The 24,132-nt window shown below is 71.4% G+C and carries 29 protein-coding genes and 1 pseudogene; 7 read left to right on the top strand and 23 right to left on the bottom strand.

Annotation, left to right across the window (positions count from 1 at the left end; all coding sequences use genetic code 11):
- Nucleotides 1–134 precede the first annotated feature (134 nt).
- The 7 genes from ACFWR9_RS32260 to ACFWR9_RS32230 all read right to left on the bottom strand — a co-directional run bounded on the left by ACFWR9_RS32260 (nt 135) and on the right by ACFWR9_RS32230 (nt 9,061).
- Complete coding sequence (locus tag ACFWR9_RS32260) at nt 135–2,234, bottom strand: HelD family protein (RefSeq protein ID WP_383848256.1); 2,100 nt, start codon at nt 2,232–2,234, stop codon at nt 135–137.
- Between the two features lie 40 nt (nt 2,235–2,274).
- The gene (locus ACFWR9_RS32255; RefSeq protein ID WP_383848254.1) at nt 2,275–2,889 is read right to left on the bottom strand and encodes a TetR/AcrR family transcriptional regulator; all 615 of its coding nucleotides are present in this window, start codon (nt 2,887–2,889) and stop codon (nt 2,275–2,277) included.
- 35 nt (nt 2,890–2,924) lie between these two features.
- Entirely contained in the window at nt 2,925–3,782 is an 858-nt protein-coding gene (locus tag ACFWR9_RS32250) for a hypothetical protein (protein WP_383848251.1), read from the bottom strand.
- A gap of 68 nt (nt 3,783–3,850) precedes the next feature.
- Nucleotides 3,851–5,953: a phosphotransferase family protein gene (locus ACFWR9_RS32245; protein WP_383848258.1), complete on the bottom strand. Its 2,103-nt coding sequence runs from the start codon at nt 5,951–5,953 to the stop codon at nt 3,851–3,853.
- 295 nt (nt 5,954–6,248) lie between these two features.
- On the bottom strand, nt 6,249–7,160 hold the full coding sequence (locus ACFWR9_RS32240) for a GntR family transcriptional regulator (RefSeq protein WP_383848248.1): 912 nt from the start codon (nt 7,158–7,160) through the stop codon (nt 6,249–6,251).
- Between the two features lie 237 nt (nt 7,161–7,397).
- Nucleotides 7,398–8,147, bottom strand: coding sequence for an HAD family hydrolase (locus tag ACFWR9_RS32235; RefSeq protein ID WP_383848245.1), 750 nt, complete (start codon nt 8,145–8,147; stop codon nt 7,398–7,400).
- Nucleotides 8,148–8,185: 38 nt separating this feature from the next.
- Nucleotides 8,186–9,061: a winged helix-turn-helix domain-containing protein gene (locus ACFWR9_RS32230; protein WP_383848243.1), complete on the bottom strand. Its 876-nt coding sequence runs from the start codon at nt 9,059–9,061 to the stop codon at nt 8,186–8,188.
- A gap of 162 nt (nt 9,062–9,223) precedes the next feature.
- Between ACFWR9_RS32230 and ACFWR9_RS32225 the strand changes: the two genes are divergently transcribed.
- Nucleotides 9,224–9,412, top strand: coding sequence for a hypothetical protein (locus ACFWR9_RS32225; protein ID WP_376359767.1), 189 nt, complete (start codon nt 9,224–9,226; stop codon nt 9,410–9,412).
- A gap of 11 nt (nt 9,413–9,423) precedes the next feature.
- Here the strand turns inward: ACFWR9_RS32225 and ACFWR9_RS32220 are convergent, their stop codons facing one another.
- Entirely contained in the window at nt 9,424–10,335 is a 912-nt protein-coding gene (locus ACFWR9_RS32220; protein WP_383848239.1) for a winged helix-turn-helix domain-containing protein, read from the bottom strand.
- A gap of 154 nt (nt 10,336–10,489) precedes the next feature.
- Between ACFWR9_RS32220 and ACFWR9_RS32215 the strand changes: the two genes are divergently transcribed.
- Nucleotides 10,490–10,675, top strand: a complete 186-nt coding sequence (locus tag ACFWR9_RS32215) for a hypothetical protein (protein ID WP_003974784.1) — start codon at nt 10,490–10,492, stop codon at nt 10,673–10,675.
- A gap of 194 nt (nt 10,676–10,869) precedes the next feature.
- Here the strand turns inward: ACFWR9_RS32215 and ACFWR9_RS32210 are convergent, their stop codons facing one another.
- The 3 genes from ACFWR9_RS32210 to ACFWR9_RS32200 form a co-directional block, all read right to left on the bottom strand.
- On the bottom strand, nt 10,870–12,126 hold the full coding sequence (locus ACFWR9_RS32210; RefSeq protein WP_383848236.1) for a GNAT family N-acetyltransferase: 1,257 nt from the start codon (nt 12,124–12,126) through the stop codon (nt 10,870–10,872).
- 61 nt (nt 12,127–12,187) lie between these two features.
- Nucleotides 12,188–13,207: an asparaginase gene (locus ACFWR9_RS32205; protein ID WP_383848233.1), complete on the bottom strand. Its 1,020-nt coding sequence runs from the start codon at nt 13,205–13,207 to the stop codon at nt 12,188–12,190.
- An 88-nt stretch (nt 13,208–13,295) separates the two neighbouring features.
- Complete coding sequence (locus tag ACFWR9_RS32200) at nt 13,296–13,916, bottom strand: aerial mycelium formation protein (protein WP_383848230.1); 621 nt, start codon at nt 13,914–13,916, stop codon at nt 13,296–13,298.
- Between the two features lie 168 nt (nt 13,917–14,084).
- Here ACFWR9_RS32200 and dtd point away from each other — a divergent pair, with 168 nt between their 5' ends.
- Nucleotides 14,085–14,510, top strand: a complete 426-nt coding sequence (gene dtd / locus ACFWR9_RS32195; RefSeq protein WP_161328490.1) for a D-aminoacyl-tRNA deacylase — start codon at nt 14,085–14,087, stop codon at nt 14,508–14,510.
- 16 nt (nt 14,511–14,526) lie between these two features.
- On the opposite strand, the gene ACFWR9_RS32190 is transcribed toward dtd, so the two are convergent.
- Together ACFWR9_RS32190 and ACFWR9_RS32185 are read right to left on the bottom strand one after the other, a co-directional pair.
- Entirely contained in the window at nt 14,527–15,492 is a 966-nt protein-coding gene (locus tag ACFWR9_RS32190) for a YgfZ/GcvT domain-containing protein (protein WP_383848228.1), read from the bottom strand.
- Between the two features lie 9 nt (nt 15,493–15,501).
- On the bottom strand, nt 15,502–15,939 hold the full coding sequence (locus ACFWR9_RS32185; protein WP_383848225.1) for a Fur family transcriptional regulator: 438 nt from the start codon (nt 15,937–15,939) through the stop codon (nt 15,502–15,504).
- A 120-nt stretch (nt 15,940–16,059) separates the two neighbouring features.
- On the opposite strand from ACFWR9_RS32185, the gene ACFWR9_RS32180 reads away from it, so the two are divergent.
- Complete coding sequence (locus ACFWR9_RS32180) at nt 16,060–16,428, top strand: DUF6247 family protein (protein ID WP_383848223.1); 369 nt, start codon at nt 16,060–16,062, stop codon at nt 16,426–16,428.
- 54 nt (nt 16,429–16,482) lie between these two features.
- Here ACFWR9_RS32180 and ACFWR9_RS32175 read toward each other — a convergent pair whose 3' ends face one another.
- The 3 genes and pseudogenes from ACFWR9_RS32175 to ACFWR9_RS32165 all read right to left on the bottom strand — a co-directional run bounded on the left by ACFWR9_RS32175 (nt 16,483) and on the right by ACFWR9_RS32165 (nt 18,266).
- Complete coding sequence (locus tag ACFWR9_RS32175; protein ID WP_383848220.1) at nt 16,483–17,058, bottom strand: FABP family protein; 576 nt, start codon at nt 17,056–17,058, stop codon at nt 16,483–16,485.
- Nucleotides 17,059–17,227: 169 nt separating this feature from the next.
- Nucleotides 17,228–17,443 (bottom strand): DUF397 domain-containing protein, encoded by a 216-nt coding sequence (locus tag ACFWR9_RS32170; RefSeq protein ID WP_383848217.1) that lies wholly within the window; start codon nt 17,441–17,443, stop codon nt 17,228–17,230.
- A pseudogene (locus ACFWR9_RS32165) lies at nt 17,425–18,266 on the bottom strand (helix-turn-helix domain-containing protein). The gene ACFWR9_RS32170 and the pseudogene ACFWR9_RS32165 overlap by 19 nt, the downstream one beginning before the upstream one ends.
- A 171-nt stretch (nt 18,267–18,437) precedes the next feature.
- On the opposite strand from ACFWR9_RS32165, the gene ACFWR9_RS32160 reads away from it, so the two are divergent.
- The 3 genes from ACFWR9_RS32160 to ACFWR9_RS32150 are packed head-to-tail and all read left to right on the top strand — an operon-like array spanning nt 18,438 to nt 19,472.
- On the top strand, nt 18,438–18,830 hold the full coding sequence (locus ACFWR9_RS32160; protein WP_383848215.1) for a hypothetical protein: 393 nt from the start codon (nt 18,438–18,440) through the stop codon (nt 18,828–18,830).
- On the top strand, nt 18,827–19,081 hold the full coding sequence (locus ACFWR9_RS32155) for a hypothetical protein (protein ID WP_383848212.1): 255 nt from the start codon (nt 18,827–18,829) through the stop codon (nt 19,079–19,081). The genes ACFWR9_RS32160 and ACFWR9_RS32155 overlap by 4 nt, the downstream gene beginning before the upstream one ends.
- Nucleotides 19,082–19,109: 28 nt before the next feature.
- Nucleotides 19,110–19,472: a DsrE family protein gene (locus ACFWR9_RS32150; RefSeq protein ID WP_234961504.1), complete on the top strand. Its 363-nt coding sequence runs from the start codon at nt 19,110–19,112 to the stop codon at nt 19,470–19,472.
- Between the two features lie 37 nt (nt 19,473–19,509).
- Here the strand turns inward: ACFWR9_RS32150 and ACFWR9_RS32145 are convergent, their stop codons facing one another.
- The 7 genes from ACFWR9_RS32145 to ACFWR9_RS32115 all read right to left on the bottom strand — a co-directional run bounded on the left by ACFWR9_RS32145 (nt 19,510) and on the right by ACFWR9_RS32115 (nt 24,128).
- The gene (locus tag ACFWR9_RS32145) at nt 19,510–20,385 is read right to left on the bottom strand and encodes a hypothetical protein (protein WP_383848209.1); all 876 of its coding nucleotides are present in this window, start codon (nt 20,383–20,385) and stop codon (nt 19,510–19,512) included.
- The gene (locus tag ACFWR9_RS32140; RefSeq protein ID WP_383848206.1) at nt 20,382–21,200 is read right to left on the bottom strand and encodes a hypothetical protein; all 819 of its coding nucleotides are present in this window, start codon (nt 21,198–21,200) and stop codon (nt 20,382–20,384) included. The genes ACFWR9_RS32145 and ACFWR9_RS32140 overlap by 4 nt, the downstream gene beginning before the upstream one ends.
- Complete coding sequence (locus ACFWR9_RS32135) at nt 21,197–21,862, bottom strand: hypothetical protein (RefSeq protein ID WP_383848204.1); 666 nt, start codon at nt 21,860–21,862, stop codon at nt 21,197–21,199. Before ACFWR9_RS32135 ends, ACFWR9_RS32140 begins: the two co-directional genes overlap by 4 nt.
- A 306-nt stretch (nt 21,863–22,168) precedes the next feature.
- A complete protein-coding gene (locus ACFWR9_RS32130) occupies nt 22,169–22,555 on the bottom strand; it encodes a VOC family protein (protein WP_383848201.1) in 387 nt (128 codons plus the stop codon).
- Nucleotides 22,556–22,601: 46 nt separating this feature from the next.
- Nucleotides 22,602–22,862: a DUF3099 domain-containing protein gene (locus ACFWR9_RS32125; protein WP_161328495.1), complete on the bottom strand. Its 261-nt coding sequence runs from the start codon at nt 22,860–22,862 to the stop codon at nt 22,602–22,604.
- 103 nt (nt 22,863–22,965) lie between these two features.
- Entirely contained in the window at nt 22,966–23,253 is a 288-nt protein-coding gene (locus ACFWR9_RS32120) for a DUF1416 domain-containing protein (protein ID WP_031047895.1), read from the bottom strand.
- Nucleotides 23,254–23,282: 29 nt separating this feature from the next.
- On the bottom strand, nt 23,283–24,128 hold the full coding sequence (locus ACFWR9_RS32115) for a sulfurtransferase (RefSeq protein ID WP_383848197.1): 846 nt from the start codon (nt 24,126–24,128) through the stop codon (nt 23,283–23,285).
- Between the last annotated feature and the right edge of the window lie 4 nt (nt 24,129–24,132).

Genomic DNA, 24,132 nt, shown 5'->3' with positions numbered 1-24,132 from the left:
CCTGGGTCGGGACGGCGAGTGCATGCCTTTAAGGGGCGCGGGGAACTGCGCGACCAGCCACACGCAACCGGCAGCCGGAGAACAACCCGCGGGTCGCCCAGGTGATCGGCCGGCACCGACTGCCGTGCCCTGGGTCAGAACGGCAGGGGCCGCGCGTGCACCACGTCCAGGCGGGACACCGCGCGGGTGAGCACCACGTAGAGGCGGTGCAGGCCCCGCCCCCCGGGGCCCTCCGCCTCCGCGATCGCCGCCGGTTCGACGGCGACGACGTGGTCGTACTCCAGGCCCTTGACGACACTCGCGGGCAGCAGGGCCACCCGGGCGCCCGGCACCTCCGGACCGGCCGCCGCGATCCCGGCCGCGTCGAGGGCCTCCCGCACCGGGGGCAGGTCCGCGTCGGCGGCGACGACACCCACCGAGCCCTCCCGGGTGAGCGCGTGCCGTACGGCGTCGGCGACCGCGTCCGGCACCGCGCCGGGGGCCACCTCGCGCAGGGCCAGCTCGCCGTCGCCGCGCAGCGAACGGGCCGGCGGTACGTCCACGTCCAGCCGCGCCAGCAGCCGGTTGGCGAGGCCCACGACCTCCCGGGGCACCCGGAACCCGGTGGTCAGCGGCGTCACGGCCGCGTCCGGCCGGCCCAGGTGGGCGAGGGTCGCGGCCCAGGACCGCGCGGCCCACGGCGTGGTCCCCTGGGCGAGGTCGCCGAGGACCGTGAGCGAGCCGAAGGCGCAGCGGCGGGCGATGGCCCGGCACTCCATCGGGGAGAGGTCCTGCGCCTCGTCGACGACGATGTGGCCGTAGCCCTCGGGATGTTCGAGGAGCCCGGCGACCTCGTCGAGGAGGACCAGGTCGGCGGCGGACCAGCGCGCCGACCTCCACGACCGCGGCGCCCCCGCGGGCCACAGCAGCGCCCGCTGCTCGTCGTCGTCCAGCAGCCCTTCGGCGGCCCGCGCCAGCGCGCCGGGGTCGACGAGCAGCCGCGCGACGACCTCCTCCGGACGCACCCGGGGCCACACCGCGTCGAGGTGGGCGCCGACCGGCCGAGCCCGTTCGACGCGGCGCACCCAGGCGTGCGGCCGGGGCCCGGCACGCCGTTCGGCCTGGTCCTGGACGTACCGCACGATCCGGGCCCGCACCCGCTCGCGCCCCACGGTGTACGGCGGCTCCTCCTCCCGCACGACCGCGACGATCCGGGCCAGCGCGTCGGCCGGGACGCGCCAGCGGTAGGACCCGTCCGGTACGACGAGGTCGCCGGCCGCCTCGGGCGCCACGCGCGCGTACAGGGCGCGGCGCAGCACCTCGGCCGTCCGGGCGTCGTGCTTGACGGCGGCGGTCCGCCCGCCGTCGGTACCGGTGACCGGGTGCCGGGCGATCTCCGCCGGGAGCGTGGACTGCCGTACACCGGTCTCGCCGAGGGCGGGGAGCACCTCGGCGATGTAGGAGAGGAAGGTGGGGTTGGGGCCGAGGATCAGCATGCCGCCGCGCCGGATGCGCTGCGGGTGGGTGTAGAGCAGGTACGCGGCCCGGTGCAGGCCGACGGCGGTCTTGCCGGTGCCCGGGGCGCCCTGGACGCAGACGGTGGCGGTGAGGCCGGCCCGGACGAGGTCGTCCTGCTCGGGCTGGATGGTGGCGGCGATGTCCCGCATGGGTCCGACGCGGGGCCGCTCGATCTCCCGGGCGACGATGGCACTGGCCCGGGACTCGCCCCGGCCGAGGTGCTCGTCCTCCAGCCCGGTGAGGTCGGCGGAGTCCCCGCGGCTGCCGGGCGCCCAGCCGAAACGGCGGCGGACGGCAACGGCGCGGGGGTCGCCGGCGGTGGCCTGGTAGAAGGCGCGGGAGACGGGGGCGCGCCAGTCGACGACGAGGGGCGGGGCGGCGGGATGCTCACTGATCCGCAGCCGCCCGAGATGCAACACCCGCGCCTCAGCCTCCGCTGCCTCTGCCTCTGCCTCTGCCTCTGCCCCTGTCCCTGTCTCCGCCTCCGCCTCCGCCTCGGCGAAGTCCAGCCGCCCGAAGAACAGCGGCCCCTCGGGCAGCTCGCGCAGCTCCTTGGCCCGGCTGCGCAGCCGGTACCCCAGCACCTCGGCGTCGGCGCCGGAGGCGGAGACGTCCTCGCCGGTGACGACGTGCCCCCGGGCCCCGTCGATCATGGCGGCGAGGACGTCCCGGCAGTGCTCGTGGTGGGCGCGTTCGAGGGCGAGGGCGTGCTGGAGGGCGGGTTCGGTCGACGTCATTCCAGCAACCGTACCGGATAACGTAACCGAGTTAAATCTTTTACCTAGTAATAGTCAGCCCCGGCAGCCCGGCCGCCAGCCCCCCGAACGCCCGCTCCGCCGCCGCCACCGCGTCCGGCCGCACGTCCGCCACCCGCTCCCCGGCCGCGATCCGCCGCCAGTTCTCCAGCGCGAGGATCCGCTGTACGGCGATGATCTGACCGGCGGCCAGCCGGGCCTCCAGACCACCGCCGAGCACCCGCGCGAGCGCGGCCTCGGACCGTTCGAGCTGCGTGTGCATCCGGGCGACGAGGGCGGGCGTGCCGTACAGCAGCCGGTGAAAGTCCAGTACGGCCGGATGGTCGTTGAGCCCGGTCACCGGGTCGCACCGCTCGAGACCCGCCAGGAAGTGCCGCCGCAGCGCGTCGAGCGGATCCGGCCCCTGCCCCGCCACCCGCGCCGACTCGTCCTCGTGATCGGCGATCCGGTGCAGGACGAGGTCCTCCTTCGCGGGGAAGTACCGGAAGAGCGTCGGCTTGGACACCTCGGCCGCGGCGGCCACCTCCGCGACGGACACCGCGTCGAACCCCTTCTCCAGGAAGAGCCCGACGGCGACGTCCGACAACACCTGCAACGTCCGCTGCTTCTTCCGCTCCCGCAGCCCGCTCTCCACCATGCGACGACCCTACGCCGGGGGCGCCGGCGGGCCGCTCACGCGGCGGGCGCCGCACGCCAGGGAGGCGCCGCCGCCAGGCCCCACAGGCTGTCGAAGTGCCGGTTCCAGGTGGCCAGGACGGCCTTGGCGTCGTCGCCGCCCTCCTGGGACCAGACCGTGAGGTCGGTGCGGTAGCCCTTGGGGTCGTAGTACTCCGGATCGGTGGTGCTGCGCAGGACGGTCCGCGCGGTCACGTCGTAGAGCCCGTGCAGGACCAGCTCCCGGTTGAAGACGCAGACCTTGTCCGTGGGTATGCCGGGGTGCAGGCGGTACTCGCAGTGAGCCGTCACCGTGCCGAGCAGGGTCAGTCGCTCCGCCAGGACCGAGAGCGTCTCGTCGTACTCGCGGCACTTCTCCTCGAGCCGCTTGCGGAAGTCCGGGTCGTCCACCGGCCTGCCGCCCTCGCCGACCCTCGACGGAACGGTCATGGGCCGGCCGAAGTCGGGGATGAGGAACCGCACGTTCACGTGCCGGATCGGGCTGCCGGGGTCCTCCAACAGCCCTTCCAGGCGGTGGTACAGCTCGTTGTACAGGGTCTCCCCGGTGTACCCGAGAAAGCCGATCTCCACGGTACGCGCGCGGAATGCCTCGCTCACGAACGTGCCGAGCTCCCGGGACTCGACCTGCGAACGCGCGGGCAGCCGCAGCGACGACGCCAGGTCCTTCACCGACTCGTACAGCACGTAGCCCACCAGGCTGAGCAGCGCGCCTCCCAGGAAGGCCTTGTCCTGCAGGGCGTCACCGATCGGCTTGACCAACTGGGCGCTCACACCGACGACGAAGAGCCCGAGGAGCAGGGTTCGTGTCACCGTCGGCTCATAGCGGGCCTGCAGCCGCCGGAACCGCTGCGCCATTCCCTCGGAATCCGTCCTGCCCGACCTGCCGGACATACGCGGCCCCCCGCTGTCGCGTCGGGAGCGGCTCAGACGTCCGCCGGGAACCTGGCCGCTCGTGGCCCCCCATGGTCGCCGTGGGGGAGCGCGCGGGCAAGATAGGGATTGGCCATGGACTTGTCCGGCAGGCCCAGGGCCGCGGTGGCCTCGGCGAGGGTCATGGCGTAGGTCTGGACGGCCCGTTTGACGTTGGGGGCGCCCAGACTCACGCCGGTCACCAGACGATCGAGGTCGACGTAGGCGGACCTGACGGTCTCGATCCACCGGTACACCCGCCAGTCGTCCCGCCAGTGGTGGGTGCAGTCGGGCGGGAGGAGGCGCTCCCAGCGGCGGAACATCCGGTCGCGGATCTCCGGCCGGGTGGGTGTGAGGTGCATGTGGCGGACGAGGTCGTACAGGGGATCGCCCACCATCGCCATTTCCCAGTCGATGAGCGTCAGTCCGCCACCGTCCGGGCGGCGCACCAGGTTCCACGGGTTGAGATCGCCGTGCAGCAGCACGGGTCGCCGTCGGCTCAGGGTGTGGCGGGCGAGGATCTCGGCGAGCCGGACGTTGTCCGGCAGGCCCAGTTCGCGGGCGAGTTCCATCGTGGCCTTGGGCAGCTCGCTCACCAGGCGGACCAGCTCGCCGCGCAGCCACGGGTAGAAGGCGGCTCCCTTGAGGGGGTCCAGCCCCCCGCATCCGACCCGGGTCAGCTCGCCCAGCTGTTCCACGAGATCGTCCGCCTCGTACGGCCGCAGCCCGTGCGCGGGATGCTCGGGCGGGGCGAAGCCGTTCGCCGGTCCCTCGTAGGAGTGGATGGTGAACGGTTCACGCAGCCCGCTCCTGCCCAGGGCCAGTACGCGCGGAGCCTTGACGCGGGCCCCGGAATTCTCGATCTCCCTCAGGACGGCGTGTTCGCTGAGGAATCTGCGTTCCCGGGAGTCCGCGGCGCCCACCTTGCGGCGCACCACGACGGGGAAGTCGATGCCCTCGACGTCCACGGCCGTGTTCAGATGGGCCGTGCCCTTGAGGACCCGGTCGGCGGAGGCGGCGCCCTCCTCCAGCAGGGCCCGGTTGACGGCCCACAGCGGGAAGTCGCTGCGGACCGGAAGCCTCGGATCGCGCTGCCACACGATCTGGGACAGCTTCCGCTCGCGGCTGGACCGCACCCCCCGGGACTCGTGCCACCGGAAGAGGATGCGCTCGATGGCCGGTTCCTCCGCCACGCTCTTCAGACGCAACGGTTCTTCGGCCGCCACCAGCGCCCGCCGCACCGCCCGCGTCGCGGCGTCCAGGTCCCGCTGGTCGAAGGAGTCCCCGAGGGACTTCGCCGCCCGCATGACGTCCGGATAGACCGACTGGGCCCGCTCGAAGGCGACGTAGTGCCTGAGGTCCCGGTCCAGGCCGTTGACCGCCTTGCCGCGCCGCTCCCCCATCACCTTGCGCCAGGCCTCGATGACCTCCGGCCACTGGTGGTCGGGGTAGCGCATCCGCACCAGGTGGGTGGCGAGGTCGTGCAGGGGGTCGCCGTAGCCGGCCAGCTCCCAGTCGACGCAGATCAGCGGGGGATCCCCGGCGTAGGAGACGATCACGTTGTCGCGGTGCAGGTCCGTGTGGACCAGGCTGAACGGCCGGCTGACCAGCGTGGGCACCCGCTCGGCGAACCGGACCAGGGCGTCTTCGGGAATACCCAGCATGGCGAACAGGCCCCCGAAGTCGGCCCGGTTGCGCCGCCTGATCTGCTCGTCCGCCGCGAACGCCAGCGCCCTCAGGAACGCCCCGCCGTCCCGGCTCGACCGCGGCCAGTACGCCGGCAGCGGCGGCAGATGCTGCCTGCGTACCTGCGTCATGTCCGCCAGCAGCCCGGCCAGCGCGACGATCAGGTCGTAGTCGACCGGCGTGTCGTTGGGGCAGATGGTCGACAGGGGCACGCCCTCGACATAGCTGAGGACGACGACGTCGCGGTGCTTGGCCAGACAGCGCGGGACGTTGTGCAGCACCCCCCAGATCCGGTTGAGCAGGTCGGCCTCGTCCTGCCAGGTGCGGATCACGACCGGCAGCGCCGAGGGGATGCGCTTGCGGACGGTGACCCGCGCGCCGCGCTCGGCGGCGACCAGCCTGGAGTCCCCGGCGGTCAGGGGCCGCACCATGTAGTTCAGGTTGTGGTGCCCCCGGCCGAACTTCCCGAGCGCCGTCGCCGAGGCCAGGAACCGGTCGAACGCGTCGTCCCGCTCCAGCGCCGGATTGCCAAGCGGGGAGGGACGACTCACGGAGTGCTCCAGGAGGGACTTTGCCACGCGCCAGATCTTCGCTGCGACGAAGAAAGTGGCCACACAGTACAGCCACGTCCCACGGTCCGCTGCGAGTACTCCAGTATTCGGAACCCCCAGGGGCAACTCGGGTGACCGGAACGGGCGAACCGCTACTCCCGATGGACCGCGCCGGTCAGACCGGGTCGGCCAGCAGCTTCCAGCACGATTCGAACCAGGCCTGCATGCTCTGTACGAACAGCGAGCCGGCCGAACCGGCGTCCCCCTCGTCGTGGACGTGCCGGGTCAGCACCGAGCCGAGACCCAGGACGTCCAGTGCCTCGACCTCGGTGCCGTCGTCCAGCAGGAGGGTGCGCTCGACCACTTCGTACGGGCCGTAGAGGGCCTCGGCCTCCGGGCGCAGGTAGAGCTTGAAGGTGGGCACCAGCGGCACGTGCCGGACCTCCACGCTCACGGACGGCACCAGCCCTTCGGTCCGCAGATCACTCAGGGCGGCCCGCAGCGAGGTCGTGTGCCGGTGCGTGATGCCGTGGAGCCGGTGCAGCAAGCGCTCCCGCAGGTGCTCCGCCGACTCCTCGCCGTCCGCCGCGCCCGTGGCCTCCTTCGGGCGCGGATACGGCAGCGCCAGCCCCTCCGAAGGCAGCAGCATGCGCAGGGTGATGCTGGTGGGCCCGATCTCCCCCGCCCGGATCCGTTCCGCCTGGAGCCGGATGTGCGCGTCCAGGCTCTCCGAGGTCAGGGTGAACACGTCGAGCCGCACGTCCGGCCGGTCGAAGGCGCGGGTGACGAAGGGGCCCAGCGAGACCCGTACCGGTGCCGGCTCCGCCTTCGGCCGGACCGCCGCGTGGATGGGGAGCTTGGTCACCCGGGTCCCGCTGCCCTGCCGGGACTCGACCCAGCCCTCCGACTTCAGCTCGCCGAGCACCCGCTGCACGGTGTCGCGGGAGACGCCGAACTCGCCGGCCAGCTCCCGCTGGGCGGGGAGTGTCGCGTGCAGTCCGTAGGTGCCGTCGGCCAGTTGCTCGCGCAGCGCCTCCAGGACCCGCTCGAACTCCTTGCCGCCTCCCTCACCGCGTTCTCCGCTCATGCAGCGACCGTACCGCCGGGCACCGACACGCAAACCGCTTTCCGTCCCATCGGTCCGTGAAGGAGACAACAGGCAGTCAACCTCCGGCCAGTTGGACTGATTGTTTGCCGGTTCTCGTTAGTCGATCAGCCAACAAGGGGACAACCCGGAGAGAGGAACCGTCCAATTAGCGGGCTGAGCAGCCAAGTTGACACAGGAGGTGTCGTGTCCGTGATCAGCGACCACCGCACCCGAGCCTCACGCGTGAACCCGGCCCGCGTCCTTCCACAGCAGCCGCAGCACCGGCTCCAGGGAGTCGACGACCGTCTCCGCGCCCGCCTGCCTGAGGACCTTCGCCTTCTCCTCGTTGCGCGCGTAGCCCAGGAACGGCACCCCGGCCCGCCGGGCGGCGGTGAGGTCGGACGTCGTGTCTCCGACCATCAGCGCCTGCGCGGGGGCCACCCCCATCGCGCTGAGGGCCCGGTTGAGGCAGTACGGATCGGGCTTGAGCAGGTGCAGGTCCTGGGTGCGGCCGTAGATGTGCGGGGCGAAGCAGTCCAGCAGACCGCGCGTGGCGAGGTACTCGCCGACCACGCGGGGCGAGTTGTTGGTCGTCACCGCCAGTCCGACCCCGAGCGCCGACCAGGTGCGGATCAGCGGGTCCGCGTACGCGGTCGGCCACGCGGTGGGTACGGCCCGCAGCTCCTCCCGGGTCAGCCGCTCCTCGAAGTCGGCGACCAGGTCACTGTCCTGGCGCCGGCGGTTGACCGCGCCCAGCAGGACGTGCGGGTCGGGGTGGACCTGCTCCTCCTGGGTCAGCAGTCCCTTGAGGCCCAGCCGTTCCAGCCAGTCCACCAGTTCGCCCGCCACCCGGTCGGCGGAGTAGCCCGCGAACAGTCTGCAGATGGGGCCGTCGAAGTCCCACAGGACGACGCGGGCGCCCTCGACCAGGTCTCCCAGGCCCCCCAGGCCACCGGTCCGCTCGGTCACCGGTTCCATCTGGTCCATCTGGTCCGTCTGATCCGTCTGATCCGTATCAGGAGTCACTAGGAGAGTGTCATGTCAGTGGTGATGGTTTCCCAGAGGGCGTCGAACCACTTCTGTGATTCCTCCACGAACACGGCGTCCCGATGACCCGCCCGCTTCAGGAAGGAGAAGAGCAGCGACTGGGAGCCGAGGGCGTCGTACATCTCCAGCGTCCGGCTCTCGTACTCCTCCTCGCGCCGGGTCAGCATGTAGTAGCCGAGGAGCGCCTCCTCGCCGCCCAGAAGGTAGAGCTTCATCGGCGGGGTGAACGGCAGGGCGCGGAAGGCGATGTGCACGTCGACGCGGTGGGTGGAGCGCACGGCGTGCAGGTTGTGCTGGAGCACCCGGGCCTGGGCGTTGCGCATCTGGAGCCAGCGCTGGTGGACCGGGTCGTCCTCCTCGTCCTCCACCAGGACGGGGAAGGCCAGCTCGATGTCGCGCGAGGGCATCAGGACGCGGAAGTCGATGGCCTCGGGTCGGATGCGGCCCTCGTGGATCAGGCGGAGCGGCTCGCTGAGGGCCAGCATCAGCGTCTCCGAGGTGTGGCACACGACGTCGACGCGCACGCGCGGTGCCGCGAACGCCGCCGCCAGCCGCGGCCCGAGCGAGACCATCGTCGGCTGCGGCTCGCCCCGGGAGGTGGCGGGCTCGGCGATGCGCGGCGGGCTGCCCTTGCTGACGTTGGTGAGGAGACCGTCCTCCTGGAGGGCGCGCAGGGCCTGGCGCACCGTGCCGCGCTCCACACCGAACTCGTCGGCCAGCTCGGCCTGGGTGGGCAGGCGGTCGCCCGCCTTGAGGTCTCCCCCGCGGATCCGCTCCCGCAGGACGTCGGCGATCTCCTGGGCCGAGAGCCTTCTGCTGCCGTTCACGGACACGTTCTCCTGAGTCACGACCAAACGCTACAACTTCGACCTACCTACGGGGAGTTGTTTGAAACTTGTTTATAGGTAGCAGCCAAGTGGGGACAACATAGACAGAGTTGGCAGCCAACTTAGCCCAGTTGGTGGAAGTTTACCTTCCCGAACTTCCCGAACCACTTCCCGAAGGGGGGAAAGACCATGCCCGTCCTCGCCCTGGTCTCCACGGTCTTCGTCATCGCCTTCGAGCAGATCGTCCAGTGGAAGTACGGCGCCACCGGGATCATCGGCCTGCTCCTGCTCACCATAGGCATCAAGGCCAAGAGCCCGTCCGTCAGCTCCGCCGGCGCGGTCCTGCTGGCCCTCCTGGTCGCGGGGCCCGCGCTGTGACCGGGGGGCGGTCAGCCCGTGAGCAGCAGCTCCGAGCTGATCGTCCCCCACAGCGCGTCGAACCACAGCCGGGACTGCTTCACGAACACGCCGTCGCGCAGGCCACCACGCTGGTCGAAGGCGAACAGCGTCGAGCGGACGCCCTCCGCGTCGTACATCTCCAGCTGCTCGTGACCGATCTGCTGCTCGCGCCGGCTGAGGGTGTAGTACGCGAAAAGGGCCTCCGCCCCGTTGAGCAGGTAGAGCTTCACCGGCGGGGTGAAGGGCAGCGCGCGGAAGGAGACCCGCACGTCGATGCCGTGCGTGGCCCTGAGGCTCAGCAGGTTGTGCCGGAGCACCTGGCCCTGGGCGTTGCGCATGGCCAGCCACCGCTCGTGCACCGGGTCACCGGCACCGCCGCCGCCCACCGGCACCGGGAAGGCCAGGTCGATGTCGCGGCTCGGCAGCAGGACGCGGACGTCGACCTTGGCCGGTTTCAGTCGCCCCGCGTGGATCTGGCGCAGCGATTCGCCGATGGCGAGGGTCAGGGAGACGGAGGTCAGGCACAGGGCGTCGATCTCCACGTGCGGCGCGGCGAAGGCTTCCGCGATCCGGGGCGCGAGGGCGACGGTGGTGGGCATCGGCGGCGCCGGAGGGCCGGTCGGGGCGCCGTGGAGGTCGGGCGCGACGGTCGCGGGGCTCCCCTTGGACACGTTGGTGAGCAGACGCTCCGACTGGAGGATGCGCAGGGCCTGGCGTACGGCGCCGCGCTCCACGCCGAACTCGTCGGCCAACTGGGCCTGGGTGGGCATGCGCTGGCCCGGCCGCAGCCGACCGGACCTGATCCGGGCGCGCAGCTCGTCGGCCACCTCGCGATGTGTTGTCTGTGGCCGCTGCGGTCTCTTCCGCCCATTGACGGAGGCATGTTCCCGCTCCACGACCAAACACTACAACTTCTCGCCATCTTTAGGCAGTTCGCGGAAAGGTGGTTATGAGACGCGTCCAAGCGGAGATAAGTACAGTGAAGTTGGCAGCCAACTTGAGCAACGTGGTCGGACCTTACGGGGGTTGGCCACCACGGTGAACAGGGGGTCCACCATGCCGCTCATCGCGATCGTCGTCGCCGCTCTGGCCATCGGCTTCGAGCAGCTCGTGCAATGGAAGTACGGGCCGATGGGCATCATCGCGTTCGTCGCGCTGTCCATCGGCATCAAGGCGAAGAACACCATGATCGGCGGTGTGGGCGCGGTGATCCTCGTGATGCTGCTCGCCCAGTCCGGCTGATACCGACGTACTGCTGTCCGGGCCCCCTTCCGGAGGGGAGCCGGGAGCCCGGACAGTCAGTCAGCACCACGGCACCACCGCACCACCGCACAACAACCACAACAACCACAACCGAACAGCGGCACAACAACCACAACTGAAAAGCACGCGCTACGGATGCGCACGTCCACCGTCACCGGCAGAAGGGAGCCGCCTCAGAACACGTCCGGGCACCAAGGCCGCCTGGAGGTACGCAGCAGGGCGTCGACCACACGGGCGGCGCCCGCTCGTTCTTCCCGCACCCGGCCGAGTGCCGCCAGCCGCACCGCCGACTCGTCGCCCAGCCACAGCGCCCCCAGCTCGCCCACGTCGAGCACGAGATGGGCGCTCTCGGTCGTCGGCGCGCAGGACGCCCCGGCCGGCCCGGCCTCCAGCCGCCACCGCCCGCCGGCCAGCCCTCCCCGGTCCACGACCTCCAGCACCAGCGACCCCCGCCCCTCGTACGTCCGCGCCTCCAGCGCCCGTACGACGTCCAGGATCCGCACCCACAGCCAGTCCGCCTGCGTGACTATCCTCGCCGCGCGCGGGTCCGGCAGGAGGTGCGGGAGCAGGTCGTCGGGGGACCGCCAGCCGCTCTTCACCGTCGTGATCCAGTCGATCGAGCACAGGTAGTGCCACAGGGCGCGCTCGGCGGCGGGCGTCGCGGCCAGCAGCCAGTCCACGGTCGCCGTCTCCATCGGCTGCTTGGCGTCGCCCCAGTGGTCGTCGGCCCGGTACGAGACCATGCCCTCGACCTCGCCGTCCGCCGCGCGGTACACGGCGTAGAAGGGCTCGGTCCACGGGGCGCCGTACGTGCTGACGACGCCGGTCCGCGTCCGCCACCACAGCTCGGGCCGGCTGACCGCGCCCGGCTGGGACCGGCGCACCCGCTCATGCAGCCCGGGACCGAGCTTGCGCACGTCCTCGCCGTCCACCAGGTCGATCCGCCCGCCGTCCGCCGGGACCGGCCGGCGCGGGTCGAGTCCCGCGCGGGGCACGTCGACCGTCCACTCGGTCAAGGTGGTGGCGGGACCGAAGCCGAACCGGCCGTAGATCGGGTACTCGGCCGCGATCAGCGTCGCCACGACGTCCCCGCGCTCCTTCGCCGCCGCCAGATCCTGCGCCATCATGCGGGTCAGCAGGCCGCGGCGCCGGTGGGTCGCGGTGACCGTCACGTTGGAGACGGCGTCGGCCGGGACGAGGGCGCCCCCGACGGCGGTGACCTCTTGGTCGAAGGACCGGAAGGTCGCCACACAGCGCTCCCCGTCGAAGGCGCCGAGCGACCGGCCCGGCACGAACAGCTCGCGACGGGCCGCCAGCTGCGACTCCGCCACCGCGGGCGGCATGAGGAATCCGGTGTTCAGGGCGCGGTTCCAGTCGGGGAAGTCGGCCTCGGTGATGGGACGTACGTCGATCTCGGCACGGCGGGTCATGCGCTCACCGTAGGTCGGCCACCGCACCCGCGTCGCGCGGATTTGCGGCCGGTCCGGGCTCTCAGAAGGCCGCCCGGATCTCCCCCACCTCGCTCCCGCCGCCCAGCAGCGGCGTACGGCCGATGCGGTCGACCACGGACCCCTCGACGCCCAGCAGCGTCAGCGCGCGGGCCAGGACCGGGCCCAAGGCCCGCGTCGCGCCGTCCTCGACCTTGAAGGCGAGGGCACGGCCGTCCGGCAGGGCCACCGCCTGGACGGCCTCGGCGCCCATCTTGGAGAGGCTGCCGGGCACCTCCCGCATCAGCCAGGTGTCGGCGCGGCGGGTGCCGGCGACGTACTCGGGGTGGGCGCGCATCGCGTCGGCGACCCGGCGCTCCGCCGTGCCGGGCTCGGCGCCCACGAAGGAGCGGAAGGCGCGGGCCAGACCGACCAGGCTGATCGCCATCAGCGGCGCCCCGCACCCGTCCGTGCCGACGGCGGTGACCGGCTCGCCCGCCGCGTCCTCCACCACCCTGTGGATGGTCCGCTGGAGCGGGTGCCCGGGGTCGAGGTACGTCTCCAGCGGCCAGCCCCGCTGCGCGCAGACCGCGAGCATCGCGGTGTGCTTGCCGGAGCAGTTCATGGTGACCCGGTCGGGCGCCGCGCCCGACGCGAGGTACGTGTCCCGCTCCTCGGCGTCCAGCGGCAGGTCGGGCGGGCACTGGAGCAGGGCCGGGTCGAGGCCGTACTCGGCCAGCATCTTGCGGACCAGGTCGCGGTGAAACGGTTCTCCGGAGTGGCTCGCGGAGGCCAGCGCCAGCCGCTCCTCCGCGAGGTCGAGACCGGCCCGCAGCACGCCCGCCGCCTGCATCGGCTTGTTGGCGGAGCGCGGGAAGACCGGCGCCGTCACCTCGCCGAGGGCCAGCTCCACGGCCCCGTCGGCGCCCAGGACGACCAGACTCCCCCGGTGCCGCCCCTCGACGAAGCCGGACCGGACGACCTCGGCGAGGACGGGCGGCACGACGGGCGTGAGGGCGGACGTGGGCGCGGACTGCTCCGTCTGCGACGGCTGGGACGGTTGCGACGGCTGGGGCGCGGGCATCGGCGGTGGCCTTCCGGACGGGTGACCCGCCGCGGCGACGGCCCGGGATCACCGGACCGGCGGGCGGCGCGGATGGCCGCCCCCCGTGTCACACGAGCAGGTCGTCGACTTGTGCTTCCCCCTCACGGTACCGGCGTGCGATCTCCGCGCTGCAGCCGTCCGCCGTGCGCTGCAGCCGCTGCCGGTCCCGGGACACCTGCTGCTCGTAGCGCACGAGCCGGCCCATCCCGTTGGTCAGCTCGGTGTCGGTGCGGGCCGGCAGGTCCGACAGCTCCACCTCGCCGAGCATCTCCGCCGCCAGCCGCCTGCACTCCTCGCTCCGCGGGGTGCCCAGCGTCACGTGCCGGGCGGAGGAACGCTGCCGCGCCGGGGCGTCGGCCAGGATCTCCGACAGCCGCTCCACCACGGACCCGGACGCCGCGGTGGTCACCACGGCCGCCGGTCCCCTCCCCGCCAGCGCCGCGCGCAGGATGTCGATACGCCCCTGCAGCAGCCGTCGTACATAACTGAGGTCGGTCTCCTCGCGCTGCGCGTCCCGGCGCAGGGTGCGCAGCTCCGGCAGGCTCAGTGCGGTCAGGTCGTGCTCCGGGGACTCCGCCGGCAGCTCCGGACTGTCCGTGCGCTGCACGGGCGGCCGGGGCGCCTCCAGGCCACCCGGACATGTGAACGCGACTGTCCCGAGGGACTGTCCCCTACTCGGTGTACTCATGTGCTCTACCGTCCCCTCGCCCGGCGTCTGGCAAGCATCGTGTCACCCCTGGTGGCCGCTATGTGACCGAGTGCCCACGATCGGCCCCAGATGGGGGGTTAGGTGGCAGAAAAAGCCCCGTACGGGCCCGCCCGCCCCCACCCCGGGGGCGCACGGCATCATGGCGGGATGCGTGCAGTGGTGCAGAGGGTGGACGGCGCGAGTGTCGTCGTGGACGGCGAGACCGTGGGGGCGATCGACGGCGCGGGGCTGTGCGTGCTGGTCGGCGTCACCCACGAGGACACCAAGGAGAAGGCGGCGCAGCTGGCCCGCAAGCTCTGGTCGGTGCGGATCCTGCACGACGAGAAGTCGTGCAGCGACCTCGGCGCACCGCTCCTGGTGATCAGCCAGTTCACCCTTTACGGCGACGCCCGCAAGGGCCGCCGCCCCACCTGGAACGCGGCCGCGCCCGGCGACGTCGCCGAACCGCTCGTCGACGAGGTCGTCGCACAGCTGCGCTCGCTGGGCGCGACCGTGGCGACGGGCCGGTTCGGCGCGCAGATGCGGGTGTCGCTGACGAACGACGGCCCGTTCACGGTCCTGGTGGAGGTCTGACCCCTCACCGGCGGTCTCAGGGCTCCACGACCGTCTCCTGGGCGGCGGCCGTGCCCTCGGCCGTCAGCCGGGCGTCCACCGGCACGTTCCGCTTCACCAGGGCGAGGGCGACCGGGCCCAGCTCGTGGTGGCGTACGGACGTGGTGACGAAGCCGATCTTGCGGCCCTCGGGCCCGTCGTCCGCGAGCCGGATCTCCGCCCCGGCCGGGGGCAGGTGCACCTCGCTGCCGTCCAGGTGCAGGAAGACCAGGCGGCGCGGCGGTTTGCCGAGGTTCTGCACCCGGGCGACGGTCTCCTGGCCCCGGTAGCAGCCCTTCTGGAGATGCACGGCCGTGCCGATCCAGCCCAGCTCGTGCGGGATGGTCCGGTGGTCGGTCTCGAAACCCAGCCGCGGCCGGTGCTGCTCGACCCGCAGCGCCTCGTGGGCGAGGATCCCGGCGGCGGGACCGGCCCCGTCGGCGAACGCCTCCAGCCGCTCCCTGGGCAGGAAGAGATCACGGCCGTACGGCGTCTCCCGGACGGCGACGCCCTCGGGGACCTCGGCGATGGACCCGGCGGGCAGGTACACGACCGCGGTGTCGGCGGTGCGGTCGGCGACCTCGACCCGGTAGAAGAACTTCATCGACTCCAGGTAGGCGATCAGTGCCTCCTCGCTGCCGGGCTCCACGTGGGCCCAGGTGGTGGTGCCATCGTCGACGAGGTACAGGGCGTGCTCGATGTGGCCGTTCGCGGAGAGGATCAGCGCCTCGGTGGCCTCGCCGGCCGGCAGGTCGCTGACGTGCTGGGTGAGCAGCAGGTGCAGCCAGGCCAGCCGGTCGTCGCCCGTGACGGTGATGACACCGCGGTGGGACAGGTCGACGAAGCCGGTGCCGTCGGCGAGGGCACGCTGCTCGCGGAACAGGTCGCCGTAGTGGGCGGCGACGCCTTCGTCCACGCCCTCGGCGGGGACCGCGCCGGGCAGGGACAGCAGGGGGCTCTTCATACGCCTAGCCTACGACTCGGTAGTTGAACCGTTCAGGGAGCAGTCGCGGCACCGGCCGAAGATCGCGAAGTGCTTCATGTCGGTGTCGAAGCCGAACTCCTCGCGGAGCTTCGCGGTGAAGTCGGCGGCCACCGAGACGTCGGCCTCGATCACCTCGGTGCAGTCCCGGCAGACCAGGTGGAGGTGGTGGTGCCGGTCGGCCAGGTGGTAGGTGGGCGCGCCGTGCCCGAGGTGGGCGTGGCTGACCAGCCCCAGCTCCTCCAGGAGCTCCAGCGTGCGGTAGACGGTGGAGATGTTGATACCCGACGCCGTCTTCCGCACCTGGCCGAGGATGTCGTCGGGTGTCGCGTGTTCGAGGGTGTCCACGGCTTCGAGCACCAGCTGCCGCTGCGGGGTCAGCCGGTAGCCGCGCTGCCTGAGGTCGCTCTTCCAGTCGGTGCTCACCACACCCCAGAGTCTAGGCCCGGCGGCCCGCCTCATGGTGTGACGCCCAGGAAGCGACCCAGCGTCTCGCCGCGGTCGGTACCGTCGACACCAGCACCGGCCCTTGATCCGGAGGACTCTCCCGTGACCGCTCACCGCCCGGAACCACTCACCGAGCCCCTCATCCCCATGCCCGCCCTCACTCCCGAGGCACTCCGTACCGCGGTGGAGAGGCTGACGCCGAGCCGGGTGCCCGCGTTCGTTCAGGACCTCGCCGAGGCGACGACCAACGCGCAGCAGACACAGTCCCTCGCGCCTCTGCGCACCTTCGTCCACACCTGGGGGGTGTTCGTGGCGATCCAGCGCCGACCCTCCCGCGCGACGCGCCTTCGTCACTTGGAAGAGGTCGTGAGCGCGGGCACGGAGGACCCGTCGGACGCCATCGCCGAGATCCGGAAGATCCACGCCGAGGGGGAGGCGGAGGCCGGTACCTCACGGCGGGGCTGCCCGTAGGTGTCGTGGCGCAGGTGGAACACGCGGTCCCCCGGCACGAGTGCGTCCGGGTGACTACTTGAAGAAAGCGATCCCGTCGTCCGGCATGTCGTCCGGCAGGGCCTTGGCCCAGCGCTCGACGTCCTCCGGGGTGACGACCTTCTTGAGGTGCGCCGACATGTAGGGGCGCAGCTCGACCTCGGGGGTCTGCTTCTCGCCGACCCACATCAGGTCGCTCTTGACGTAGCCGTACAGCCGCTTGCCGCCGGTGTAGGGCCGCGAGGCGGCGGTGCGGGCCACCGCGTCCGTGACCAGGTCGATCTGCGGCTTCTGGTCGGCCAGCTCGCCGTACCAGATCTCGATGACGCCGTCGTCGCGGGTCATCGTGGCCTCGACCCTGCGGTTCGCGTCGATGCGCCAGAAGCCGGACTCGGACTCCAGCGGGCGGACCTTGTTGCCGTCCTGGTCGAGGACCCAGGAGTGGGAGCGGTACTCCAGGAAGTCCCGGCCGTCGTGGGTGAAGGAGACCTCCTGCCCGAAGTTGCACTTCTCGTCGCCCGGGAAGTCGTGCACGCCCGCGCCGGCCCAGTCGCCGAGCAGGAAGACGAGCGGGACGAGGTCCTTGTGGAGGTCGGACGGGATCTCGATCATGAGCGGTACTTCCTGGCGTCGGTGATCAGCGCTGGCCCTGGTACAGCTTCTTCACGGTCAGACCGGCGAAGGCGAGAACGCCGACGCAGACCAGGACCAGCAGGGCTTCGAAGAAGATCTCCACGGGGTGCTCCTTGAGCGGGGGGCATACGACAGGGCCGCCCTCAGCTTACGCGGCCCACCCTGGCTCTTCTCGCCGGACTCCGTCCACGAAGGCGGCCCACGCGGGCGCGGCGAACAGGAGCGCTCCGCGGGCCGGGTCCTTGCTGTCCCGGACTGGGACGAGGGAGGGGAGGTTGTGGGCGACCTCGACGCAGTTGCCGCCGTCGGAGTTGCTGTAGCTGCTCTTGCGCCAGGTGACGGTGCTCAGGTCGATGGCTCGCATGGCGCTTCCTCCAACACTCGCAAAATGAACGACCGTGACTCGGCGGAGTTCAACGCCAGGTCGCGGAGGTCATCATAAGTGCGCTGCAACTGCTCAACTTTGCAAACTTCCTCGATGAGTTCGCCCTGGACGTCGTTCTCCGCGTAGGCCACGGTACGGCCATCCGCCAGGCGGAGAAACATGAGATCGGTGCGTCCATCCCGTGCAGGCCAGAGCCGAAAGGCAGTACGTGGATGGTGATGTTCGGGCGTTCCGACGCCCCCAGCAGGTACTCAAGCTGCGCACGCCACTCTCGGGGGTCTCGTAGCGAGTTGCGCAGCACCGTCTCGGAGAGGATGGCGCGAAATGGCGGCGCCCCATCCCCTGCAAGGACGTGACGTCGCCCAACGCGAGCGCCGACCTGCTGGTCCAGCGCTTCCCCACTGAGCCCACCCGCCGCCAGCGCTTCACGGGCGTACCCCTCCACCTGGAGCAACCCCGGCGGCCTGCTCAACGAGTACTGCCACATACTCACCGCCTCGGCCTCCAGCACCATGTACCGCCGGTACCGCTCCTTGAACTGCGTCGGGTCGGCCATCGCCAGCTCCCACAGGGTCAGCAGCAGCCGCTGCGTGCCGTAGTACTGGTCGAGCGCCTGGACCACCTCCGGGCCGCCCAGCGTGTGGCCGTTCTCCAGCTTGCCGAACTGGGACGCGTCCCAGCCCACCACTTCGGCCAGCGCCCGCAGGCTCACGCCTCTCTCCGCGCGCAGTATCCGCAGTTCCTCGGCGAACCGCTGCCTCGGTTCCTGACTCCGACCCGTGATCGCGATCCTCTGCGGCACCGCACCCCTCCCGGCTGTGGAATTTGTGGAATTTGAGCCGCCCGCTGTGGAACTTGGGGCCTTTCCGGGCTTGGCACCCCCCGCCATGGGTCATGCTCGTAATGCCCAGCACTACGCAGAGTAGGGCAACTGTCGCATTCCGTATAGATGTTGACGTAAGGGAGCGGACCCGTGAGATCAGAACCGGCCACCTTCGAACCAGGCACCGTGCTCTACGACCCCGCCACCGCCAAGGTCGGCGCGTACCAGGGGCTGACCGGGCCCCGCGCGATGCTCCGCCCCCTCGGCGGCGGCCGGGAGTGGGAGGCGGAGCCGGCGGAACTGCGCCCGGCGACCGACCGCGAACGCCTCGGCGCGAGCCTCCGCGCCGCGAACGAGCGCACGCTCGCCACGCCCCCGGCCCCCGGCGACCCGGGGAGGCCGCCCACGCCGGTCCCCGACTGCGACGCCTGCGCCTGGCTGGCCGGCCGGCGGGAGGCCGCGGGCACGGCGTTCGACCACAGCGCGGTGACGGACGCGAACGTCCTGCTGCGCCAGCACCAGCGCAAGGAGCACGAGGCATGACGTACGACGGCGGACTGCCCTACGAGGAGTGCAAGCGCGCGCAGCGACTCTCACCCCGACGCGACCGGACTCCCCTTTCACCCGGCTTCGCGATGCCACCGTTCCACCCGGCCCACCCGCCGAAGCCCATGCCCAGGCCCAGGTCCCGGCCGCCCCGGCGGTACGTCAGGCTGGACGGTCCCACCGTCAGCGGCCTGCTCACCGCTCTCAGCATCGCGACGCTGCTGGTGACGATCACCCTCGCCGTCTGACGCCGCCCGCGAGGGCTACCCTTCCGGCATGGCGAAGAAGCTCGTGATCAAGGTGACGGCGGGGGCGGATGCGCCCGAGCGGTGTTCTCAGGCGTTCACGGTGGCGGCGGTGGCCGTGGCCAGCGGGGTCGACGTCTCGCTGTGGCTGACCGGCGAGTCCGCGTGGTTCGCGGTGCCGGGCCGGGCGGCGGAGTTCGAGCTGCCGCATGCCGCGCCGCTGCCGGACCTGCTCGACTCGCTCCTGGCGGGCGGCCGGGTGACGCTGTGCACCCAGTGCGCGGCCCGCCGCGACCTCACCGAGAAGGACGTCATCGACGGCGTGCGGATCGCGGGCGCGCAGGTCTTCGTGCAGGAGGCCCTCGCCGACGACACGCAGGCGCTCGTCTACTGAGCGGTTCGCGTCGCCGAGGCCCCCTGCCCGCTGCGGATCAGCAGAGGAGCCCGCCCTGCAGGGAGACCGTCTGTTGGAAGGGCACGCCCGCGGCCTCGCCCTTGCGGCTCTGCAGGACGACGGCCAGCACGTCCCCGGCACCGAGGTACGCCTGCCGCACCTGCTCGGCACCGTAGGGTTCGGGCTCGACGTAGACCGAGGGGACCAGGTCGTCGCTCACGGCCTCCATCGGGAACTCCTCGTCGGGGACGCTCTGGTCCGTACCGCGCACAGCGTAGGCGGGCTCGCTGTACGACACGAGGTGGCGGTTGCGCAGGTCGTCCGCAACCGCCGCGGTGTCGAATTGCAGCAGGTAGATCCGCGTGTGCGTGCCGTCGGACGTGGTCCAGCCGCGAGCGGCGATGTGCCGCAGCCCGAAGTCGACGAAGAGTTGCCGCAGCTCGCCGTGTTCCGACGCGTCCCGGTACTCCTTGAGGAACTCATCCGTCGCCAGCCAGCCGTCCTTGCCCTGCAGGGACTCGTCCGGCTCGGCGCCCTCGGGCGCGGGCAGCACGAGTTCCCGCAGATCCGCGTAGTGGGCGCCGGCCGGATTGGCCTGTGCGAACGGCCGGGGGCTGCCCGACGGCAGCGCCGGCATCGTCAGCTCGGGGTACGTCCAGCGCCCGTCCGTCCGGGTCGCCAAGCCTGGTACGTCCGTCCGCTCCATGCGCGTGACGCCGTACGCCGCGACCGATCCGACCGCGGCGAAGACGGCGACGGCCGCGGTCCAGCGCAGCACGCCACGCAGGACCCGACGGTCCTTACGCACCTCGGGAGGTACCTCGACGGCCGTGGGCTCCCCGGCCGGCGGCACATCGTCGGGCGGCATGGGCGGCATGGGCGGCATGGCAGGCTGCTCGGTCTGCTCGGTCACACCGTCTCCCCAATCCCGCCGATGCGGTCGAGCTGCTCGGCCAGCAGCGCGGCGACGCCCTTGGCACCAAAGGGCCGCACTCCTTCGGCGACGGCGGATACCAGGACGTCTGTCTGGTGGGCGCTGCAGAACATGATGTCGAGTTCCTCGTCCGATTCGCCCGGCAGGCGATAGCAACGGGCGCTCTTGTGGCCCTTGACAGTCGGTCCCGCCTCGAGACCGTCCAGGGCCTCGAAGAACTCGTTCCGGCCGATCGCGCCGGAACGAGCCGCGCCCTGGTTCATCCGGGTCAGCACGACGGCCACCGTGGCCGCACCGGTCTGCTCACCGTTGTGGAAGCCCCCTGTCGTGGCGTAGCTGCGCATGGCCACGCCCGAGATGTGCCGACGGTCGATCTCTTTCTCCAGCTCTCTGCGCTGGGAACGGGGCAGGTCGTTCAGCGACTCCTTGGTCAGGGCAGCGGCGTGAGCGCCGCTCAGTTCGACGTCGGCCCCGAATTCTCCGAGGTCGGGACCCCGCGTCCACCCATCCGGCCGGTACGGCACCAGGGCTCCGGACAATCCGGTCGCCGACGTCTTCTCGCCGTCCGTCGCGACACGGGGCGGTGTCCAGACCGGTGCGCCGGCGGTCCGATCGGCGCCCTTGACGGTGTGGGCCGTATACCCGGTGGCCCCGCCGACCGCGGCGACCAGCACCACCCCGACCGCGACGGGAGCGACCCACCTCCGGCGCGCCACCCGCTCGCCCGGCGCCGATTCCCGGGACTCGGCGGCATCCGCGTCGGTATCGGGCGCGGCCTGTTCGTTCTCGGTCACAGCCGCTCCATCTGTCGCTTCGCCAGATCCGCGATCAGCTTCTTGCTGACCCGCTTGGAGCCGGTGATCAGGATTTCCATCTGGATGTCGCCCCGCCAGGCGTAGGCCTCGGCGACATACGCCTGCCGCCCGTAGTTCCTTTCGGGCTCCGGCTGGTTGTGGACGAACACCTGGCCGTCGCCGGTTCCGGGAATCGCCCATCTGTTGGTGTCCCACACCCACCCCGCCCAGTGGCGGCCGGTGTCGCTGGCCTCGACTGCTGCCAGGACCTCCTCCTGATGGAACTGGACCAGATAGATCTCGACGTTGTAGGAGTCGTCGACGGACCAGCTCGCGACCGCCGCACGACGGAACTCGTCGTGGATGTACTGCGAGAACTTCTTGCCCGTCTTCTGGTACTTCTCGGCGTAGCTCGCGAGGTCCATCCAACCGTCGGCGCCCTCGACCCACTCGGCCTCCCTCGCCCCCCGTGGCTTCTTCAGGAGAAGTTTGCGCAGGTCGCCGTCCGTGCGTACGCGACGGTCCTGAGCGGCCGGAAGCGGCTTCGGTGTCTTGCCGACGGCCGGTGGTGACAGCGGCTGGGTCAGTGAGGGCAGCTTCGTCGGCCGGCGGTCCGCCTGTACGAGGTAACCGCCGCACGTGCCGGCTACCAGCCCCAGCACGGCGGCGGTGGAAATGAGCAGTGTGGTGCGTCCGCGTCGCGACCGACGCGGTGCGGCCTGCTCAGTCCTCACGTCGGGTGACGCCCCGGCGCCTCCCTCGGGTGCCGTCGCTTCCTCAGCTTCCGCTTCTGATGCCAACTCGTCCCCCCACAGAACGTTGCGCAGAAATTCGATCAAGCGTGCGCACAGGAGACCTGCAACGCGGCTCGGGGGTTGTGGCGGCCTTGATCACGATTCGGCCATGGCGAGAAGCTCGGGGCACCGGTGGCGCTCGTCCACCGGGCGCCTGAGCCACCGCCTCCCGAGCTACGGGGCGGCCCGCGTCCACAGGCAGAAGGGGTGCCCCGACGGGTCGAGCAGCACCCGTACGTCGTCCTGGGGCTGGTACTCGGCGAGCCGGGCGCCCTCGGCCACGGCCCGCGCGGTCTCCGCCGCCAGGTCGTCGACCTCGATGTCGAGGTGCAGCATCATCTGCTGCTCGCCCGGATGGCGCGACGGCCAGACGGGAGGCACGTACGCGGGCTCCGTCTCGAAGGCCAGGGACGTGCCCTCGGTGCCGGGCGGCGGGCCGGTGAGCACCCAGTGCGGTTCCTGGGCGCGTACCTCGTAGCCGAGCAACCGCAGGTAGAAATCGGCGAGTTCGTTGGCATCGTGCGCGTCCAGCACGACGGTGGACAGCTTCGTCGGAGACATGCCCGCCATCATTCCCGGGCCCGCCATCACTCACGAGCCCACGGATCTAGCGCGGCCGCTTCTTCCCGTCCAGCTCGTCCCACCACTCGTCGGACTTGGCGTCCCCGGAGGGGTCGTCCCACCAGCGGTCGTCCGGGCCGCGGCGGTTGGCGACCATCGCGGCCAGCGGCGGGATGACCATGGCGACCACGCACATGCCCACCGCCACCGGGACGGACCAGAGGCGCACGACTCCCCAGGCAAGGACGAAGAGCGCGATGCAGGTCCCCATCAGGGCGAAGTAGACGTGCCGCCGCCGCGCGTACATGCCTCCAGCGTAGGCCCGTCATGCCGGAGGGGCCGCACCCCAGGCGTCCAACCCGGTGGGTGCGGCCCCTCGGCCGTCGCGTGGCACGTGGCGCGGGGCGCCGTCAGACGGCGATCGCGACCTCCGCCAGCCCGCCCTGCTGGGCGACGACCGTGCGGTCGGCGGTGCCGCCGGGGACGAGCGCCCGTACGGTCCAGGTGCCCTCGGCCGCGTAGAAGCGGAACTGGCCCGTCGCGGACGTCGGGACCTCCGCCGTGAACTCGCCGGTGGCGTCCAGCAGACGGACGTAGCCCGTCACCGGCTCGCCGTCACGGGTCACGTGACCCTGGATGGTGGTCTCACCGGGCTTGATCGTCGAGGCGTCGGGGCCGCCGGCCTTCGCTCCGCACATGTCGTACTCCTGAGGGGTTGGGGGCGGACTTACTTGTTGGCGCCGAGCTCGATCGGCACGCCGACGAGGGAGCCGTACTCGGTCCAGGAGCCGTCGTAGTTCTTGACGTTCTCCACGCCGAGCAGCTCGTGCAGGACGAACCAGGTCAGGGCCGAACGCTCACCGATGCGGCAGTAGGCGATGGTGTCCTTCGCCAGGTCGACCTGCTCGTCGGTGTAGAGCTGCTTCAGCTCGTCGTCCGACTTGAAGGTGCCGTCGTCGTTGGCGTTCTTCGACCACGGGATGTTGCGGGCGGACGGGACGTGACCCGGACGCTGCGACTGCTCCTGCGGGAGGTGGGCCGGGGCGAGCAGCTTGCCGGAGAACTCGTCGGGCGAGCGGACGTCGACCAGGTTCTGCGCGCCGATGGAGGCGACCACGTCGTCGCGGAAGGCGCGGATCGCGGTGTTCTGCGGCTTGGCCTTGTAGTCGGTGGCCGGGCGCTGCGGGACCTCGTCACCGGCGACCAGCTCGCGGGCGTCCAGCTCCCACTTCTTGCGGCCGCCGTCGAGGAGCTTGACGTTGTCGTGGCCGTAGAGCTTGAAGTACCAGTACGCGTACGAGGCGAACCAGTTGTTGTTGCCGCCGTAGAGGACCACCAGCGTGTCGTTGGCGATGCCCTTCCCGGAGAGCAGCTTCTCGAAGCCCTCCTGGTCGACGAAGTCGCGGCGGACCGGGTCCTGGAGGTCCTGGGTCCAGTCGATCCGGATCGCGTTCTTGATGTGGTTCTTCTCGTAGGCGGACGTGTCCTCGTCCACCTCGACGATCGCGATGCTGGAGTCGTCCAGGTGGTCCTGCACCCAGTCGGCGTCGACCAGGACGTCGCTGCGGCTCATGTTT

The sequence above is a fragment of the Streptomyces sp. NPDC058534 genome (assembly GCF_042717365.1).
GTDB lineage: Bacteria > Actinomycetota > Actinomycetes > Streptomycetales > Streptomycetaceae > Streptomyces.
This window is presented reverse-complemented; position numbering and strand designations above follow the sequence as displayed.

Coding starts and splice junctions, on each gene's coding strand:
- ACFWR9_RS32260 (WP_383848256.1), bottom strand. CDS start 2,234: ATGACGTCGACCGAACCCGCCCTCCAGCACGCCCTCGCCCTCGAACGC.
- ACFWR9_RS32255 (WP_383848254.1), bottom strand. CDS start 2,889: ATGGTGGAGAGCGGGCTGCGGGAGCGGAAGAAGCAGCGGACGTTGCAG.
- ACFWR9_RS32250 (WP_383848251.1), bottom strand. CDS start 3,782: ATGGCGCAGCGGTTCCGGCGGCTGCAGGCCCGCTATGAGCCGACGGTG.
- ACFWR9_RS32245 (WP_383848258.1), bottom strand. CDS start 5,953: ATGGTGCGGCCCCTGACCGCCGGGGACTCCAGGCTGGTCGCCGCCGAG.
- ACFWR9_RS32240 (WP_383848248.1), bottom strand. CDS start 7,160: ATGAGCGGAGAACGCGGTGAGGGAGGCGGCAAGGAGTTCGAGCGGGTC.
- ACFWR9_RS32235 (WP_383848245.1), bottom strand. CDS start 8,147: ATGGACCAGATGGAACCGGTGACCGAGCGGACCGGTGGCCTGGGGGGC.
- ACFWR9_RS32225 (WP_376359767.1), top strand. CDS start 9,224: ATGCCCGTCCTCGCCCTGGTCTCCACGGTCTTCGTCATCGCCTTCGAG.
- ACFWR9_RS32215 (WP_003974784.1), top strand. CDS start 10,490: ATGCCGCTCATCGCGATCGTCGTCGCCGCTCTGGCCATCGGCTTCGAG.
- ACFWR9_RS32210 (WP_383848236.1), bottom strand. CDS start 12,126: ATGACCCGCCGTGCCGAGATCGACGTACGTCCCATCACCGAGGCCGAC.
- ACFWR9_RS32205 (WP_383848233.1), bottom strand. CDS start 13,207: ATGCCCGCGCCCCAGCCGTCGCAACCGTCCCAGCCGTCGCAGACGGAG.
- ACFWR9_RS32200 (WP_383848230.1), bottom strand. CDS start 13,916: ATGAGTACACCGAGTAGGGGACAGTCCCTCGGGACAGTCGCGTTCACA.
- dtd (WP_161328490.1), top strand. CDS start 14,085: ATGCGTGCAGTGGTGCAGAGGGTGGACGGCGCGAGTGTCGTCGTGGAC.
- ACFWR9_RS32190 (WP_383848228.1), bottom strand. CDS start 15,492: ATGAAGAGCCCCCTGCTGTCCCTGCCCGGCGCGGTCCCCGCCGAGGGC.
- ACFWR9_RS32175 (WP_383848220.1), bottom strand. CDS start 17,058: ATGATCGAGATCCCGTCCGACCTCCACAAGGACCTCGTCCCGCTCGTC.
- ACFWR9_RS32170 (WP_383848217.1), bottom strand. CDS start 17,443: ATGCGAGCCATCGACCTGAGCACCGTCACCTGGCGCAAGAGCAGCTAC.
- ACFWR9_RS32155 (WP_383848212.1), top strand. CDS start 18,827: ATGACGTACGACGGCGGACTGCCCTACGAGGAGTGCAAGCGCGCGCAG.
- ACFWR9_RS32150 (WP_234961504.1), top strand. CDS start 19,110: ATGGCGAAGAAGCTCGTGATCAAGGTGACGGCGGGGGCGGATGCGCCC.
- ACFWR9_RS32130 (WP_383848201.1), bottom strand. CDS start 22,555: ATGTCTCCGACGAAGCTGTCCACCGTCGTGCTGGACGCGCACGATGCC.
- ACFWR9_RS32125 (WP_161328495.1), bottom strand. CDS start 22,862: ATGTACGCGCGGCGGCGGCACGTCTACTTCGCCCTGATGGGGACCTGC.
- ACFWR9_RS32120 (WP_031047895.1), bottom strand. CDS start 23,253: ATGTGCGGAGCGAAGGCCGGCGGCCCCGACGCCTCGACGATCAAGCCC.
- ACFWR9_RS32115 (WP_383848197.1), bottom strand. CDS start 24,128: ATGAGCCGCAGCGACGTCCTGGTCGACGCCGACTGGGTGCAGGACCAC.